This window comes from Eikenella corrodens (assembly GCF_003990355.1).
GTDB classification, from domain to species: Bacteria; Pseudomonadota; Gammaproteobacteria; order Burkholderiales; family Neisseriaceae; genus Eikenella; species Eikenella corrodens_B.
This window is the reverse complement of record NZ_CP034670.1, coordinates 497612-514157: the sequence shown is the minus strand read 5'-3', so window position 1 is coordinate 514157 and position 16546 is coordinate 497612. Positions and strand designations below refer to the sequence as shown.

Here is a 16546-nt window from a genome sequence, read left to right as displayed (position 1 = left end):
ATATTTATTCCTTATCTGCAGCTGCTGCAACAGATTCCAAATCCAGCTCCTGTCCGGCAGCCAAGCTGACATAAGCTTTCTTCACATTACTGCGGCGACCCAGAGTGCGACCAAAACGCTTTACTTTCCCTTTGATTGCAACTGTAGTCACAGAGGCTACCTGAACACCAAACAACAATTCAACAGCAGCTTTAACTTCTGCCTTGGTTGCATCAGGCAACACTTTAAAAGTCATCTGGTTACGTTTCTCAGCCAACAAATTGCTCTTTTCAGAAACAACAGGAGCCAAAATTACTTTCATCAAACGTTGTTGATTCATACCCATTGCTCCTCAAGTTGTGCAACCGCTTCCTTAGTTACCACTACTTTTTTATAGCGAAGCAAGCTGTACGGATCAATCTGTTGAGCTTCTAAGACCAGTACATTCGGCAAATTGCGTGAAGACAAGTATACATTTTCGTCCAACTGTTTGGTAACAAACAGAACCTGCCCCATACCCAAATTTTTCACTTGCTCAGCAAAAGCTTTGGTTTTAGGAGTGGCAACAGACAGATCTTCAATCACAAACAAGCGCTCATCACGCACCAACTGGGACAAAATAGTCGCCATACCGGCACGGTACATCTTACGATTAACCTTCTGAGTAAAGTTTTCATCAGGCTTATTCGGGAATATGCGACCACCCCCTCTCCACAACGGAGAAGAAGACATACCAGCACGAGCACGACCAGTACCTTTCTGGCGCCATGGCTTTTTAGTGGAGTGCTTCACTTCAGCACGAGTCAGCTGTGCACGGTTGCCAGAACGGGCATTTGCCAAAAAGGCAGTAACCAACTGGTGAACCAACGCCTCATTGTATTCACGAGCAAACAGCGCATCGGAAGCAGCAAGGCTACCTGAAACTTGGCCTTTAGCATCAATTACTTTTAATTCCATTATGCACCTACTTTCACGCTGGGGCGCACAACCACATCACCATTGGCAGCACCAGGAACAGCACCCTTAACCAACAGCAGATTGCGTTCCGCATCCACACGAACCACTTCCAAACGCTGCACGGTCGCAGTGGTATTACCATACTGACCAGCCATACGTTTACCCGGGAACACACGACCCGGATCTTGGTTCATACCGATAGAACCGGGAACATGGTGAGAACGGGAGTTACCGTGAGAAGCACGCTGCGAACCAAAGTTATGACGCTTGATGGTACCGGCAAAGCCCTTACCTTTGGAGGTGCCGGTTACATCTACAAACTGGCCGGCTTCAAAAATAGCAACAGTTACTTCGTCGCCCACTTTCAATTCGGCCAATTTTTCTTCAGTTAAAGCGAACTCATGCAAACCACGACCCGCCTCAACACCTGCTTTCGCAAAGTGACCGGCTTCCGCCTTGTTTACACGATTGGCTTTCTTCTGACCAAAGGTAACCTGAACGGCCGAATAGCCGTCGGTATCTTTGGATTTTACCTGAGTGACGCGATTAGGAGACATTTCCAACACAGTTACCGGCACAGAAACACCTTGCTCAGTAAACACGCGGGTCATACCCACCTTGCGCCCAACCAGACCTAAAGTCATGATTTTTCCTTATATAACAAGGGGTCAGCTACGATTGGCCGACCTTTTGGACAAAACAAAAACTTGGCGAAAAATGCCAAGACGCACACTATACTATATTTTCACTAAAACTTTCAAGCAGAAACTTCGCCTTAGTTCTGCAGAATCAGGCTACCTGAAAATGCATGCTATTCAAACGCAAGCATATAGCCACGCGTTATATTGGTATGCCAACAGACAGGTTTTCAGGTAGCCTCAAGGTCGTTAAAATAATTATAGCGGTACAACACCTACCAGTTTCACTAAAACCAATCTTAAGGAACTCATCATGTGCCAGCTTTTGGGCATGAACTGCAACACACCCACCGACATTGTTTTCTCCTTCGAAGGTTTCCGACTGCGCGGCGGACTAACCGACCGGCATGCCGACGGCTTCGGCATCGGCTTCTTCGAAAACAAAGGCGTACGCATGTTTCACGACGACAAGCCCAGCGCCAGCTCGCCGGTGGCCGATTTGGTAAAAACCTACCAAATCAAATCCACCAACGTCATCGCCCACATCCGCAAAGCCACGCAGGGCAGCGTCGGCCTGGCCAATACCCATCCCTTCATCCGCGAAATGTGGGGCGAATACTGGCTGTTCGCCCACAACGGCCATCTTGGCGGCTTCCAGCCTGAAGAGGGCAAATACTACCGTCCCGTAGGCAGCACCGATTCCGAACGCGCCTTCTGCTTCATGCTGGAACAACTGCGCAGCCGATTCGAGCATAAGCCGCCTGTAGGCAAACTGTTTGCCGAAGTGGCCACACTCACGACACAAATCCGCCACCACGGATTATTCAACTTCATGCTGTCCAACGGAGACATCCTGTTTGCCCACGCCAGCACCCTGCTGCACTACATCATCCGCCAAGCCCCATTCGGCGAGGCACACCTCATCGACAACGACGTGGCCGTAGATTTTGCCGCCGTTACCACACCGAACGACCGCGTGGCCGTTATTGCCACACAACCCCTTACTGCCAACGAAACCTGGACGCAATTAGCCGTGAACGAACTGGTGGCCTTCCGCGACGGCGACATCATCCTGCGCGACTGTCCGGACAACCCGCGCTACCTCAGCCAGCAGGAAGGCTTGGCCATCGCCCGCGCCGTCGGTGTAGCCGCATAAACCCTCTCAGCATGGCAACAATCCGGCCGCCCACAGCCGGATTGTTTTCATTATCGCCACACCCCGAGCATTAACACTTGAAAAATTTTTAATTTAACCGCTTGACATACACCTCGCCTTTCCTATACTTTACAGCCATGCCTCTGCATAAAGCCGCAAAACCCGCGTAAACAAATGTACAAACATTGATTTGCGTCAAACCTGCGGCAAGGGCGATTGATGCAGCGGCATCTTCATAAATGAAGTTTTTCAACACCGAGGCAGGCTGCCTGCCCGAGACCGCCGCCTCTTATTAATATATGGATGAATATCATGAGTGACTCTCAACATACCGACACCCCCCAATTAGACGAAAATCAGGTCATGGCAGTTCGTCGTGAAAAATTGGCTGAAATCCGCAAGCACGGTGTAGCGTTCCCGAACGACTTCCGCCGCAATGCTTTTGCCGGCGACCTGCACAGCCAATACGGCGAACTGTCTAAGGAAGAGTTGGAAGAAAAGAACGTAACTGTTAAGGTAGCCGGCCGCATGATGCTGCAACGCGACATGGGTAAGGCCAGCTTTGCCACCCTGCAAGACGTTTCCGGCCAAATCCAGCTCTACGTAAACGACCAGGGTGTTGGTGAGAAGGTTCACGAAGAGTTCAAGCACTGGGACTTGGGCGATATCCTCGGCGCAGAAGGTGTGCTGTTTAAAACCAACCACGGCGAGCTGACCGTACGTGTAAGCCAAATCCGTCTGTTGGCCAAAGCCCTGCGCCCGCTGCCTGATAAAGTGCACGGCCTGAAAGACCAGGAAACCCGCTACCGCCAGCGTTATGCCGATTTGATCGTAAACGCCGAATCGCGCGAAATCTTCAAAAAACGTGGCCGCATCATCCAAACCATCCGCAACTTCATGACTGGCGAGCAGTATCTTGAAGTGGAAACCCCGATGATGCACCCGATTGCCGGTGGCGCAGCAGCCCGTCCGTTCGTTACCCACCACAACGCTCTAGACATCCCGCTGTATATGCGTATCGCTCCCGAGCTTTATCTGAAACGTTTGGTGGTAGGCGGCTTCGAGCGCGTGTTTGAAATCAACCGCAACTTCCGTAACGAAGGCGTGTCTGCCCGCCACAACCCCGAGTTCACCATGATGGAGTTCTACGAGGCATTCTCCGACTACCACCGCATGATGGACATGACCGAAGGCGTAATCCGCGCTTGCGCCAACGCCGTTTGCGGCAGCCTGCACGTTCCCTACAACGGTAAAGAAGTGGATCTGGAAAAACGCTTTGACCGCCTCACCATCGTGGACGCGATCAAAAAATACAATCCGCAATACACCGACGAGCAACTGAACGACGAAGAATGGCTGAAAAAAGAAGTGGTGAAACACGGCGAAGACCTGCCTGCCGCCCCCGGCATCGGCAGCCTGCAGCTGGCCTTGTTTGAAGGCTGCGCCGAAGGCAAGCTGTGGAACCCCACTTTCATCATCGACTATCCGGTTGAAGTGTCTCCCCTGGCTCGCGCTTCCGATACCAATCCGAAGCTCACCGAACGTTTCGAACTGTTTGCAGTAGGCCGCGAGTTGGCCAACGGCTACTCAGAGTTGAACGACCCGGAAGACCAGGCCGCACGCTTCAGATCACAAGTGGCTCAAAAAGAAGCCGGCGACGACGAGGCCATGAACTACGACGCCGACTACATCCGCGCCATGGAATACGGCCTGCCGCCCACCGGCGGTTGCGGTATCGGTATCGACCGCTTGGTAATGTTGCTGACCAACGCCCCGAGCATCCGCGACGTTATCCTGTTCCCGCATATGCGTCCGGAAGAAGGCCAGAACTAATCCTTCAGGCTTGATCAAAGGCTACCTGAAATTTCAGGTAGCCTTTTTATTGGCTGCTGCGCTTGTGAAGGCTACCTGAAAAATATAGTGGATTAACAAAAATCAGGACAAGGCAGCGAGCCGCAGACGGTACACACGTTACGACAAGGCGAGACAACGCTGTACTGGTTTTTGTTAATTCACTATATAAACCCTGCCACTCCAAACAAAAGGCTACCTGAAACCCTGTATCCGGTTTTCAGGTAGCCTTTTATACCCAGTTTAAACGGGGCTGTTTAGCTCAATTTGCCGTGGCATTGTTTGTAGCGCAGGCCGCTGCCGCAGGGGCAGGGGTCGTTGCGGTGCACCATTTGGCCGCGGGCGGTAAGGGCTTCGGGGCTGAAATCGTCTTCGGCAAAGTCGGCGGCATCGGCGGCGTTGCCATTGGCCGCCAGGTAGGTAATGTCCGGCGCAGCGGCATGATTTTCTTGATATGCCATCTGCATGGGCGCACTTTCCTCGGCCACCGGCTCATTCAGCTCGAAGCGCACTTGCGACAGGAGCTTGGCGGTTTCATTGCGGATGTTCTGCCACAGGTTTTGGAACATCTCGAAAGATTCCATTTTGTATTCCTGCTTCGGATTTTTCTGGGCGTAGCCGCGCAGGTGGATGCCTTGGCGCAGGTAGTCCATGGCGGAAAGATGTTCACGCCACTGGCTATCCATCACCTGCAGGAAGATATTGCGCTCGAACTGGCGCATCAATTCGGCACCGACCATTTCGGTTTTGGCAGCATAGTCGTCTTGCGCCAGTTTCCAAGCACGCTCTTTCACATCTTGGTTGTCGAGGGTGGGGTCTTGCTTGAACCACTCGGTAACCGGAGCATGAATATGGAAGTCGGCAAACAGCTGTTTCTCCAGCGCCACCAAATCCCACTGCTCTTCGATGCTGTCGGCGGGCATATACAGATCAACCAAATTCTCGATTGCCTCTTGCCGCATCTCGGTCATCATGGCGGAGTTGTCTTCGGTTTCCAGCACTTCATTGCGGCGGCTGTAGATAACCTTGCGCTGGTCGTTGGCCACGTCGTCGTATTCCAGCACTTGTTTGCGCATATCGAAGTTGCGGCCTTCCACTTTGCGCTGGGCGCTTTCAATCTGACGGGTGAGCAGGCCGTGTTCAATCGGCACACCGCGTTCCGGTGCCAGTTTTTCGAGCAAGGCAGCGTGGCGGTCGAGCGCGAAGAGTCGCAGCAGCGGGTCTTCGAACGAGAGGTAGAAGCGGCTGGAGCCCACGTCGCCCTGACGGCCAGAACGGCCGCGCAGCTGGTTGTCGATACGGCGGCTTTCGTGGCGCTCGGTGCCGACGATGTGCAGGCCGCCGGCAGCGATTACGCGGTCGTGCTCTTCCTGCCAGCCGTCTTCCAGCTCTTTGATGCGGGCGGCTTTTTCTTCTTCGCTCAAATCGGGATCGTTGCGGATGATGTGGCTGAGGTGTTTCACGTTGCCGCCGAGCACGATGTCGGTGCCGCGGCCGGCCATATTGGTGGCCACGGTAATCATGCCGGTTTTACCGGCCTGCGCCACGATATCGGCTTCGCGGGCGTGCTCTTTGGCGTTCAAAACGTTGTGTGCCAGGCCGGCGCGGGAGAGCATATTAGACACCAACTCGGAGTTTTCGATGCTGGTGGTGCCCACCAGAATAGGCTGTCCTTTGGCATGGCGCTCTTTAATGTCGGCCACCACGGCTTCGAATTTTTCTTCGGCGGTGCGGAACACTTGGTCGTTGAAGTCTTTGCGGATCATCGGTCGGTTGGTGGGGATGATCACGGTTTCCAGGCCGTAGATGCTTTGGAACTCATAGGCTTCGGTGTCGGCGGTACCGGTCATGCCGGAGAGTTTGCTGTAGAGGCGGAAGTAGTTTTGGAAGGTAATGGAGGCCAAGGTTTGGTTTTCTTGGCGGATTTCCACGCCTTCTTTGGCTTCCACGGCCTGATGCAGGCCTTCTGACCAGCGGCGGCCGGTCATCAGGCGGCCGGTGAACTCGTCCACAATCACAATTTCGCCGTTTTGCACCACATAGTGCTCATCCAAATTAAACAGGCTGTGGGCGCGCAAAGCGGCCATCAGGTGGTGCATCAGGGCGATGTTGGCGGTGGAATAGAGCGAATCGCCTTCCTGCAACAGGCCCATTTTGGTGAGGATTTGCTCGGCATGTTCATGGCCGGCCTCGCTGAGCAATACGGTGCGGTTTTTCTCGTCCACCCAATAATCGCCCTCGCCCTCTTCTTCTTTTTGGCGCACCAGCTGGGCGGGCACTTTATTCATCACCAAATACAAATCGGTGTTGTCGTCGGCCTGGCCGGAGATGATGAGCGGGGTACGGGCTTCGTCGATGAGGATGGAGTCCACTTCGTCCACCACGGCGAAGTTCAGCTCTCGCTGCACTTTGTCGCTCAGCTGGAGCACCATATTGTCGCGCAGGTAGTCGAAGCCGAATTCGTTATTCGTACCGTAGGTGATGTCGGCGTTGTAGGCTTCGTGCTTGGCGGCCTGATCCATATTGGCCACAATCACGCCCACTTTCATGCCGAGGAAGTTGTAGAGCGGGCGCATGATTTCGGCATCGCGGGCGGCAAGGTAATCGTTTACCGTCACCACGTGCACACCTTTACCGGCGAGCGCGTTCAGATACACGGCCAGCGTGGCCACCAGGGTTTTACCCTCGCCGGTGCGCATTTCGGCAATTTTACCCTGGTGCAACACCATACCGCCGATGAGCTGCACATCAAAATGGCGCATGCCCAGCGTGCGGCGGGAAGCTTCTCGACACACGGCAAAAGCTTCTTCCAAAATATCGTCCAAGGTTTCGCCCTTGGCGAGCCGTTGTTTGAATTCTGCGGTTTTGGCTTGCAGCGCCGCATCGTCGAGCTGCTGGATATCTTTTTCCATGCCGTTGATGCGTACCACGGATTTGCGGTATTGTTTCAGAAGCCTGTCGTTGCGGCTGCCGAACACTTTCTTGGCCAGTGAAGTAATCATAAAATATTTAATCCCTTATGCGGTATTGCCGTTGCCCTGTGTGCTCGATTCAAACTGCGGCGGCACTGCCCGCCGGTTGATTTCAGTTCAAATCTTATCCACTGCGATAGTAAAATAACGGGTAATTTTAGCATAATCAGACCCGTTCGCGCTTGGGAATATGGCCCGACCGGGCAGGATTTCAAGCGCATCGGGCAGGCTTTTTTACTGCCAGCAGCAGTTTGACTGTTTTCAGGTAGCCTCTTGACGAGGTTTTCAGGTGTATCCCGCCTGCTTTGCCATTGCCAACCCACTTTTCAGGTAGCCTTTCATGTCCGACCTCAACCGCCTCAACCCCAGCCGCCACAGCCTGCACAGCTGCGACAACCTCAGCCGCGGCGAATCGCGGCTGCACGACTTGATCGTGCAGGCCGAGGGCTGGCGGCATACCGCCCAAACATTGGAAGCACGGCTGCCGGCCAAGCTGCAGCAGCATTGCCGCGCGGTGCGGGTGCGCGAAGGGGTATTGGTTTGGTATGCAAGCAACAATATGGCGGCGGCGCGGCTGCGGATGCTCGCGGCAGGGCTGCTCCCGGCCTGGCGGGCGGTGTGCCCGGAGGTACGCGAAGTGCAGGTAAAAATCAGCCCGCCGGAGCAGGAGCGGCCGAAAGAGAAACAGGCCAAACTGAGCCGCACTGCCGCTGAACAATGCTTGGCCGCTGCGGATGATTTGGCGCACCACCCGGAGCTGGCAGCGGCGCTGCGGCATTTGGCAAGACATGCGGAGGAAAGCGAATAAGGCTGCTATCGGTTGGCAGACAACGGCAGCCAATATAGTGAATTAACAAAAACCAGTACAGCGTTGTCTCGCCTTGCCGTAACGTGTGTACTGTCTGCGGTTCGCCGCCTTGTCCTGATTTTTGTTAATCCACTATATTTTTCAGGTAGCCTCTCTACATATAAAAACAGCATGACGCAACATCATGCTGTTTTTTTGTTTTCCGCTTCAGGCTACCTGAAAAGGCTACCTGAAAGCTGAAACTCAATGCGCACAGCCGCAATGCCCGCCGCCGCAACCGCCGGCTGCGTGATGGTTTTCAGGTAGCCTTTCCGCCGCCTCGCCGGGTTCGGCATGATAATCCAGCGGCACCAAATCCAGCTTGGCCATCAGCAGGCGGTCGCCGTCTTCGTCGGGGTTTTCCGTGGTTAAAAGCTTGTCGCCGTAGAAAATCGAGTTCGCGCCCGCCATGAAACACATCGCCTGCATGGATTCGGGCATATTGCTGCGCCCGGCGGAAAGGCGCACGAAGCTGTGCGGCATGGTAATCCGCGCTACGGCGATGGTGCGGACGAACTCCGTCCAATCCAAATCTTCGGCATCGGCCAGCGGCGTGCCTTCCACTTTGACCAGCTGGTTAATCGGCACGCTTTCCGGCTGCGGGTCGAGGTTGGCGAGGCTGGCAATCAGCCCGGCGCGCTCGGCGCGGGTTTCGTTCATGCCCACAATGCCGCCGCAGCAGATTTTCAGGCCGGCGTTGCGCACCTTGCCCAAGGTATCCATGCGGTCTTCGTGTTTGCGGGTGTGGATGATGTCGTTGTAGCGCTCGGGGTCGGTGTCGAGGTTGTGGTTGTAGTAGTCCAGGCCGGCTTTTTTGAAGTCTTCCGCCATGCCGTCTTCCAGCATGCCGAACGTGCCGCAGGTTTCCATACCCAAACCCTTCACAGCTTTGATGATTTCGGACACCACCGCCACATCTTTCGGCTTCGGCCCGCGCCATGCCGCGCCCATGCAGAAACGGCTGGCACCGCGCGATTTGGCGATTTTGGCTTTTTCCACGATTTCGCCCACATCCATCATCTGCTCTTTACCCAGATTGGTGTTGTGGTGCGCCGATTGCGGGCAGTAGGCGCAGTCTTCCGGGCAGCCGCCGGTTTTGATGGAAAGCAGGGTGGAAAGCTGGATTTCGCGCGGATTGAAATTTTGGCGGTGGATTTCGGCGGCACGGAATACGAGGTCGAGAAAGGGCAGCCCGAACAAGGCTTCCACATCGCATTTTTTCCAATACTGCGCAGTGGGATGCGGCTTCGGCTCGGTTTGACGGCGCAAAGCCACCGGGGAGAGGGTGGTCATAGGCGTGTTCCTTCAATAAGAGTTTGCGGCGGCGCAATGTCGCCGACGGGCAAAACCGGGTCGCAATGTCCACGGCCTGCCCTGACTGGTCGGAAGCTTTGTTCCGAAGGCGGCAAGTGTAGCCAAAAACCAAACGGCAGGCTACCTGAAACATTCAAATCCCGTTTCAGGTAGCCTTTGATGAAAATGCCTGCACAATCTATAGTGGATTAAATTTAAATCAGGACAAGGCGGCGAGCCGAAGACAGTACACACGTTACGGCAAGGCGAGACAACGCTGTACTGGTTTAAATTTAATTCACTATAAATTGGCAAGCAGCGTCTGCTGCCTTTCAAATCTTCAGGTAGCCTCCAGCCGTCTTTAAAAAGGCTACCTGAAAATTTTCAGGTAGCCTTTTTAGCTCTCCACCCCATCAATCCGCGCTGATTTCCTCCAGCGTGCGCCCCTTCGTTTCCTCACCCAGCAGCACAATCACCAGTACCACCGCCGCCAGCACCGCCGCAAACATCACGAAAATCCGCGCAAAACCGCCGCTGCCGCTCATACCGGCTACCACCATCGGCGCCACAATCCCGCCGATGCGCCCCACCGCGCCCGCCCAGCCCGAGCCAAACGCGCGGAAGCGCACTGGATAAAGCTCCGGCGTGTAAGTGTAGAGCACGCCCCATGCGCCCAGGTTGAAGAACGACATCAAACTGCCCCACAGCATGATTTCCAGCGTAGAGCCGCTTTGGCCGAAGCAATAGGCGCACACCGCACACGCGCCCAAAAAGCCCGCCAGCGTGGCCTTGCGCCCGATTTTCTCCACCAGCACCGCCGCCGCAAAATAGCCCGGCAGCTGCGCCAGAATCATCACCAGCACATATTCAAACGTTTTCACCACCGAATAGCCCTGCCCCGCCAGCAGCTTGGGCAGCCAAGTGAAAATCCCGTAATAAGAAAACACGATGCCGAACCAAATCAGCCACAGCATCAGCGTGCGGCGGGCAAACGGCGGCCGCCACAGCTGCGCGAGACGGATTTTCTCCTTCTTCTGCGCAGTCGGCACAATCATTTCCGCCGCCTGCGCCACGCCCGATTCCTCCTCCAAACGGCACACCAATGCGTGCGCCTCCTCCGCCCTGCCCGCCGCAATCAGATAAGGCACCGATTCCGGCAGCCGCTTCCACACCGCAAACGCGTACAAAAGCGGCACCGAGCCCGCCGCAAACGCGCTGTGCCAACCGAATTTCGGAATCAGGAAATACGAAGCCAGCGCCGCCGCCAGCCAGCCCAAGCCCCAAAAACTCTCCAGCAGCACGATAAACCGCCCGCGCACCTTCGGCGGCGCATACTCGCTCACCAGCGACACCGCCACCGGCAGCTGCCCGCCCAAGCCGAAGCCCACCCAGAAGCGGAAAAACAGCAGCGCGGCCAAGTTCGGCGACAACGCGCACAAACCCGTGGCCGCGCCGTAGAGCACCATGGTGCCCGCAAACACATTGCGCCGCCCGAAACGGTCGGCCGCCCAGCCGCTCAACACTGCGCCCAGCGCCATGCCCACAAAACCGATACTCACCACCCAGCCCGACTGCTGCGCACTCAGCCCCCACTCTTTAGCCAAAGTAACCAACACAAACGACACCATACCCGTGTCCATCGCATCAAACAGCCAGCCCAGCCCGATTAAGGCCAGCAGGCGGTAGTGGAAACGGCTTAAAGGCAAAGCATGAAGGCGCGACAAAATATCCATCGGGTTTCTCCTAGTGAAATGTGGAAAGGCTACCTGAAACACAGCGGCGCAGTTTGAAAACATCGAAATGATATAGCTGAATTTATTTCAATTTCCAATAAGCCGTATCGCTATATGCCTGGTGTAAAACAGAATATGAATTGAGAAATTTAACTGCATAAAAATAATAATAGCTCGCATTATAACGAGCCGTAACAGCACATGCCAACTATTTGCCTCAAACCGGCGGCCACCGAGCCATATTTCCCGTGCCCGAAATCCCCTCACCACTATGCCACATAAATTCAACATAATATCAATGCATTAAATAATGAAACATCTAATCCCAAACGGCTCTGCCACGCAGCAAGGCTACCTGAAAATTCAGGTAGCCTTTCTCTTACCGCAAGCGGGAAACCAACCCGCAATGTGCGGCGTATCCGCCTTCCAACCGCTCTATTTGCCGATACAGAAGCGGCTGAAAATCACACCCAGGAGGTCGTCGGCGTTAAATTCGCCGGTGATGGTATTGCAGGCGTTTTGCGCCAGGCGCAGGTGTTCGGCAAAGAGTTCGAGCTGGTGGCGGCCGCACAGGGCGGCGAGTTCGAGCTCGGTTTGGGCGGCTTCCAGCGCGCGCAGGTGGCGGCTGCGGGCGAGAAACAGGCTTTCGCTTTCGCCCTGCCAGCCGATTTGCCGCAGCAGCGCCTGCTTAAGCAGATCGAGCCCGGCGCCGTTTTTGGCGGAAAGTTTGATCAGGGTGTCGGCGCCGCTGGGCTGGCCGCTTTGCCCGCAGCTTTCCGCCGCTTCGCCGCTGAGATCGATTTTATTGCGGATTTCAATGCGTTTGAGCCCGGGCGGCAGCTGGGCGAGGATTTTACAGGTAGCCTCGTTCAGCCCTTCGTTCGGATCGATCAGAATCAAGGCCACATCGGCCTGCTGCACGGCTTGGCGGCTGCGCTCGATGCCGATTTGCTCCACCGGGTCGGTGGTATCGCGCAGGCCGGCGGTGTCGATAATGTGTACGGGGATACCTTCGAGCGTAATCTGCTCGCGCACGGTGTCGCGGGTGGTGCCGGCGATGTCGGTAACGATAGCCACATCCTCTCCCGCCAAGGCGTTGAGCAGGCTGGATTTGCCCACATTGGGCGCACCCACCAGCACCACGTTCATGCCTTCGCGCAAAATCGCACCCTGCTCGGCTTGGGCAAGCACTCGGGCAAGACGCTCTTGCAAGGCGGTGAGGCGCTCGTCCACCTTGGCTTCGGCCAGAAAATCGATGTCTTCTTCGGGAAAATCCAGGGTAGCCTCCACCAGCATGCGCAGGGTGATGAGTTCGTCCACCAGCTCGTGAATCTGTTGGGAAAACGCGCCTTTGAGCGAGCGCACGGCCAGGCGTGCGGCGGATTGGCTGGCGGCATCGATAAGGTCGGCCACGCTTTCGGCCTGCGCCAAATCGAGCTTGCCATTTAAGAAGGCGCGTTTGGTAAACTCGCCCGGCTCGGCCGGCTGCGCGCCCAGCTCGAAGCAGCGTTGCAACAGCATCTGCAGCACCACGCGCCCGCCGTGGCCGTGCAGCTCGATCACGTCTTCGCCGGTGAAGCTGGCGGGGGCGGGGAAATAGAGCAAAAGGCCGTTGTCGATGGTTTCACCGGCGGCATCGACAAAATCGGTAAGGAGCGCACGGCGCGGCTGCGGGGTTTTGCCGCCGCTGATTTGCTGCGCCAGCGGCAGCAGCTGCTTGCCAGAAAGCCGGATAACGCCCACTCCGCCCTGCCCGGCGGCAGTGGCGATGGCGGCGATGGTGGGAGTAGATGGTGATGACATAAGGCTACCTGAAACCGTTAAAATAAAAAGCAATATATAGTGGATTAACAAAAACCAGTACAGCGTTGGCTCGCCTTGCCGTAACGTGTGTACTGTCTGCGGCTCGCCGCCTTGTCCTGATTTTTGTTAATCCACTATAACACAACCACAAAAGGCTACCTGAAAACTTGAAACTCGGTTTTCAGGTAGCCTTTTGCATGCAGAGGCTTATTCGTCTTCGTCCTCTTCCTCGTCGCCCAAATCCACTTCCTCAAGCGGGATCACCCGGGTGCGGTAGCGCAGTTTGTGGTAGAGGTAGAAACCGAAGAACACGGGCAGGCCCATATAGGTCACCATAATCCGCTGTCAATCCACGTCGCCATGCATCACCAGCTGAGTATCCTGTCCCAAAATCACCAGCACGCACAACACCAGCGCAATCAGCGGGCCGAAGGGGAACCATTTGGCGCGGTAATCCAAGTCTTTCAACTCAAAGCCCTGGGCGATATAGGCGCGGCGGAAGCGGTAGTGGCTGATGGCGATGCCCAGCCAGGCGATGAAGCCGGTGAGGCCGGAGGCCGCCACAATATACTGATACGCGCCGTCGTTGAAAATCTCGATTAAAAACAGCGCCATCACCACTACGGCTGTGGCCAGCACCGCCCGCATCGGCACGCCTTGCCGGTTTACCTTGCGCAAACCTTTAAACGCCATGCCGCTTTTGCCCATGGCATACAGCATGCGTGCCGAAGCATACATGCCGGAATTGCCAGCAGAGAGGATGGAAGTGAGGATGACCGCGTTCATCACCGCCGCCGCCATAGCCAAACCGGCGCGTTCAAACACCAGCGTAAACGGCGATTTGGCGATTTCTTCCACGCTTTCCGCGCCCAACAGCTCCGGGCTGGTATAAGGCACAAGCAGGCCGATTACCAAAATGGCCAAAATGTAGAAAATCAGAATGCGCCAAAACACCTGTTTCACCGCTTTCGGGATGCTCTCTTTTGGGTTTTCCGATTCGCCGGCGGTGATGCCGATGAGCTCCGTACCCTGAAACGAAAAGCCCGCAATCAGGAACACGCCCAACATGGTTAAGAAGCTACCTGAAAAACCGCCGCCCAAAAACGGCGCTTCGCCCACGGTGAAGTTGGCCAGGCCGACATATTTGCCGCCCAGCAGGCCGAAAATAGTGAGCACGCCCACGCCGAGGAAGACGACAACCGTAATCACCTTAATCAGCGCAAACCAATATTCCGACTCGCCAAATGCCTTAACCGACAACAGATTCAGCAGCACAATCAGCCCGAAAAACAGCAGGCTCCAGCCCCAGGGCGGCATAAAGCGCATCGGTTCCCAATACGTGATGACCAGCGCGGCAATGGAAATATCCGCCGCCACCGTAATCACCCAGTTAAACCAATAGTTCCAGCCCAAGGCATAGCCCAGCGAGGGATCGACAAACTTGGCGGCATAAGTGGAAAACGAGCCGGACACCGGCAGATAAGTAGCCATTTCGCCCAAGGAAGTCATCAGGAAATACACCATCAGGCCGATGGCGGCATAAGCCACCAACGCGCCGCCCGGGCCCGCCATATGGATGGCGCTGCCGCTGGCCATAAACAGGCCGGTGCCGATGCTGCCGCCGATGGCGATCATGGAAAGATGGCGCGACTTTAAATGACGGCGCACTTTGGTGCCGCCGGAAGAAGCCGGTACGGGCGCCACGGCCGCCGCCGCAGCAGAACCACCATCGAAAGAACTCATTTCGGTTCCTTTCAAAAAAGCATATAGCCAAAACCTTTTCTGCCATAAATTATTGAACAGCAACGAAAAATGATTTTAGCTATACGTTGTTACGCACAGCGGCGCATCAGCACCGCAACTCAATTTTGGGCGGATTATAAACTCTGATCGCCCGCTGCAAAACCCATAATCCCCCTGGCGGCTAAATCAGCCAAATTAGCCGCCTTTTTTAATTGGCACACTACCCAGCCGGCACCCAACCCTCTGCCCCGAAAGCCGCTTGACACCTGGCCTCACGCGCCAAGCAAACCCCGATTTGCCGCTGAGAAAAAACGTAACATAAAAACCACATTCGCCCGAGGGGCTCTCCCCAAAATATAGTGGATTAAATTTAAATCAGGACAAGGCGGCGAGCCGCAGACAGTACAGATAGTACGGCAAGGCGAGCCAACGCCGTACTGGTTTTTGTTAATTCGCTATACTTGCAGGCTACCTGAAAATGCCCGGTTGGGTTTCAGGTAGCCTGCTTGATGTGGGCGGTACGCGGTACTGAATAGTGCGCCCCTGCTGATTGGAAACGGGAAAAGCAACAGTAAAGCCGATTGGTGTGGGCATAACAAAAGGCTACCTGAAAACACCGGCCCAAAACGAAAATGCCGCCCCGGCTGCATTCTGAGTTTCAGGTAGCCTCCACTTCCCGTCACAGCCTGCCGCGCATCACTGCTCTCCACGCCTGAATACCCATTCGTTTTTCGAAGAAGCCGCCGCGCAGAAGGCGTAGCCCTCGCTGTTGAAATCCAGCAGCTGCTCCGGCTCGGTGATGGCGCGTTCCGCAGCGTAGCGCAGCATCAGGCCGCGGGCGCGTTTGGCGTAGAAACTGATGATTTTGTAGCGGCCGTTTTTTTCGTCTTGAAACACCGGGGTAATCAGGCGGCCGCCGAGTTTGGCCGGCTGCACGGCTTTGAAATATTCCTGCGATGCCAGGTTCACCAACACATCGGTTTTCGCCTCGGCCATGCGTTCGGCCAGCAATTCGGTAATCAGGCTACCCCAGAAGGCGTATAAATCCTTACCGCGCGGATTGGCCAGCTTGGTGCCCATTTCCAAGCGGTAGGGCTGGATTAAATCCAGCGGGCGCAACAGGCCGTAGAGCCCGGAGAGCAGGCCGGCATGGCTTTGCAGCCAATCGATTTGCGGCGGGGCGAGGCTCTCGGCATCGAGGCCTTCATACACATCGCCGTTAAACAAATACACCGCCTGCTTGGCGTTTTGCAGGCTGAAAGGTGGCTGCCAGGCCGCATTGCGCTCGGCGTTGAGGCGGGCGATTTTGTCCGACACGCCCATCAGCGCCGACAAATCCTGCGGCGCCAGCTCGCGCAGTTGCGCCATCAGAATGGCAGACTGCTCAAGCAGCGCGGGCTGGCTGTGTTCCTTAGTGGGCGCGGCGGCGGTTTCGTTCAGGTTTTTAGCGGGCGAGAGGATGAAAAACATGGCGTTCCCTTTAATTAAGGTGTGCAAATTGACGGGCAGTTTAGCTGCCTGCGGGGCAACAGGCAAACGGCGGAATAAATCGGCGCGATAGTTTGCAGATGGTT

At 55.6% G+C, this 16546-nt stretch carries 13 protein-coding genes and 1 pseudogene; 4 read left to right on the top strand and 10 right to left on the bottom strand.

Features of this window, described 5'->3' with window-relative positions; all coding sequences use genetic code 11:
* Positions 1 to 4 precede the first annotated feature (4 nt).
* From rplW to rplC, 3 genes are read right to left on the bottom strand one after another with little or no spacing between them, the layout of a single operon-like run.
* A complete protein-coding gene (gene rplW, locus ELB75_RS02590) occupies positions 5 to 319 on the bottom strand; it encodes a 50S ribosomal protein L23 (RefSeq protein WP_023887662.1) in 315 nt (104 codons plus the stop codon).
* On the bottom strand, positions 316 to 936 hold the full coding sequence (gene rplD, locus ELB75_RS02585) for a 50S ribosomal protein L4 (RefSeq protein WP_126982603.1): 621 nt from the start codon (positions 934 to 936) through the stop codon (positions 316 to 318). The genes rplW and rplD overlap by 4 nt, the downstream gene beginning before the upstream one ends.
* A complete protein-coding gene (rplC, locus tag ELB75_RS02580; protein WP_126982602.1) occupies positions 936 to 1580 on the bottom strand; it encodes a 50S ribosomal protein L3 in 645 nt (214 codons plus the stop codon). The genes rplD and rplC overlap by 1 nt, the downstream gene beginning before the upstream one ends.
* A 307-nt stretch (positions 1581 to 1887) precedes the next feature.
* Between rplC and ELB75_RS02575 the strand changes: the two genes are divergently transcribed.
* Positions 1888 to 2730 (top strand): class II glutamine amidotransferase, encoded by an 843-nt coding sequence (locus ELB75_RS02575; RefSeq protein ID WP_126982601.1) that lies wholly within the window; start codon positions 1888 to 1890, stop codon positions 2728 to 2730.
* 312 nt (positions 2731 to 3042) lie between these two features.
* Complete coding sequence (gene lysS, locus ELB75_RS02570; protein ID WP_126982600.1) at positions 3043 to 4563, top strand: lysine--tRNA ligase; 1521 nt, start codon at positions 3043 to 3045, stop codon at positions 4561 to 4563.
* Between the two features lie 275 nt (positions 4564 to 4838).
* Here lysS and secA read toward each other — a convergent pair whose 3' ends face one another.
* Positions 4839 to 7583: a preprotein translocase subunit SecA gene (gene secA / locus ELB75_RS02565; RefSeq protein ID WP_126982599.1), complete on the bottom strand. Its 2745-nt coding sequence runs from the start codon at positions 7581 to 7583 to the stop codon at positions 4839 to 4841.
* Positions 7584 to 7893: 310 nt separating this feature from the next.
* Between secA and ELB75_RS02560 the strand changes: the two genes are divergently transcribed.
* Complete coding sequence (locus ELB75_RS02560; protein ID WP_126982598.1) at positions 7894 to 8361, top strand: DciA family protein; 468 nt, start codon at positions 7894 to 7896, stop codon at positions 8359 to 8361.
* A gap of 243 nt (positions 8362 to 8604) precedes the next feature.
* On the opposite strand, the gene bioB is transcribed toward ELB75_RS02560, so the two are convergent.
* The gene (gene bioB, locus ELB75_RS02555) at positions 8605 to 9693 is read right to left on the bottom strand and encodes a biotin synthase BioB (RefSeq protein ID WP_023887657.1); all 1089 of its coding nucleotides are present in this window, start codon (positions 9691 to 9693) and stop codon (positions 8605 to 8607) included.
* Between the two features lie 194 nt (positions 9694 to 9887).
* On the opposite strand from bioB, the pseudogene ELB75_RS13185 reads away from it, so the two are divergent.
* Positions 9888 to 9997, top strand: a pseudogene (locus ELB75_RS13185) (IS5/IS1182 family transposase); the annotation flags it as partial.
* A 109-nt stretch (positions 9998 to 10106) separates the two neighbouring features.
* Here the strand turns inward: ELB75_RS13185 and ELB75_RS02545 are convergent.
* The 5 genes from ELB75_RS02545 to yaaA all read right to left on the bottom strand — a co-directional run bounded on the left by ELB75_RS02545 (position 10107) and on the right by yaaA (position 16442).
* Entirely contained in the window at positions 10107 to 11426 is a 1320-nt protein-coding gene (locus ELB75_RS02545; protein ID WP_126982596.1) for an MFS transporter, read from the bottom strand.
* A gap of 435 nt (positions 11427 to 11861) precedes the next feature.
* A complete protein-coding gene (gene mnmE / locus ELB75_RS02540; RefSeq protein WP_126982595.1) occupies positions 11862 to 13229 on the bottom strand; it encodes a tRNA uridine-5-carboxymethylaminomethyl(34) synthesis GTPase MnmE in 1368 nt (455 codons plus the stop codon).
* Positions 13230 to 13436: 207 nt separating this feature from the next.
* Positions 13437 to 13565, bottom strand: a complete 129-nt coding sequence (locus tag ELB75_RS13180; protein WP_277600826.1) for a hypothetical protein — start codon at positions 13563 to 13565, stop codon at positions 13437 to 13439.
* 9 nt (positions 13566 to 13574) lie between these two features.
* On the bottom strand, positions 13575 to 14972 hold the full coding sequence (locus tag ELB75_RS02530; RefSeq protein ID WP_241236099.1) for an amino acid permease: 1398 nt from the start codon (positions 14970 to 14972) through the stop codon (positions 13575 to 13577).
* Between the two features lie 696 nt (positions 14973 to 15668).
* Entirely contained in the window at positions 15669 to 16442 is a 774-nt protein-coding gene (gene yaaA / locus ELB75_RS02520; RefSeq protein ID WP_126982594.1) for a peroxide stress protein YaaA, read from the bottom strand.
* Between the last annotated feature and the right edge of the window lie 104 nt (positions 16443 to 16546).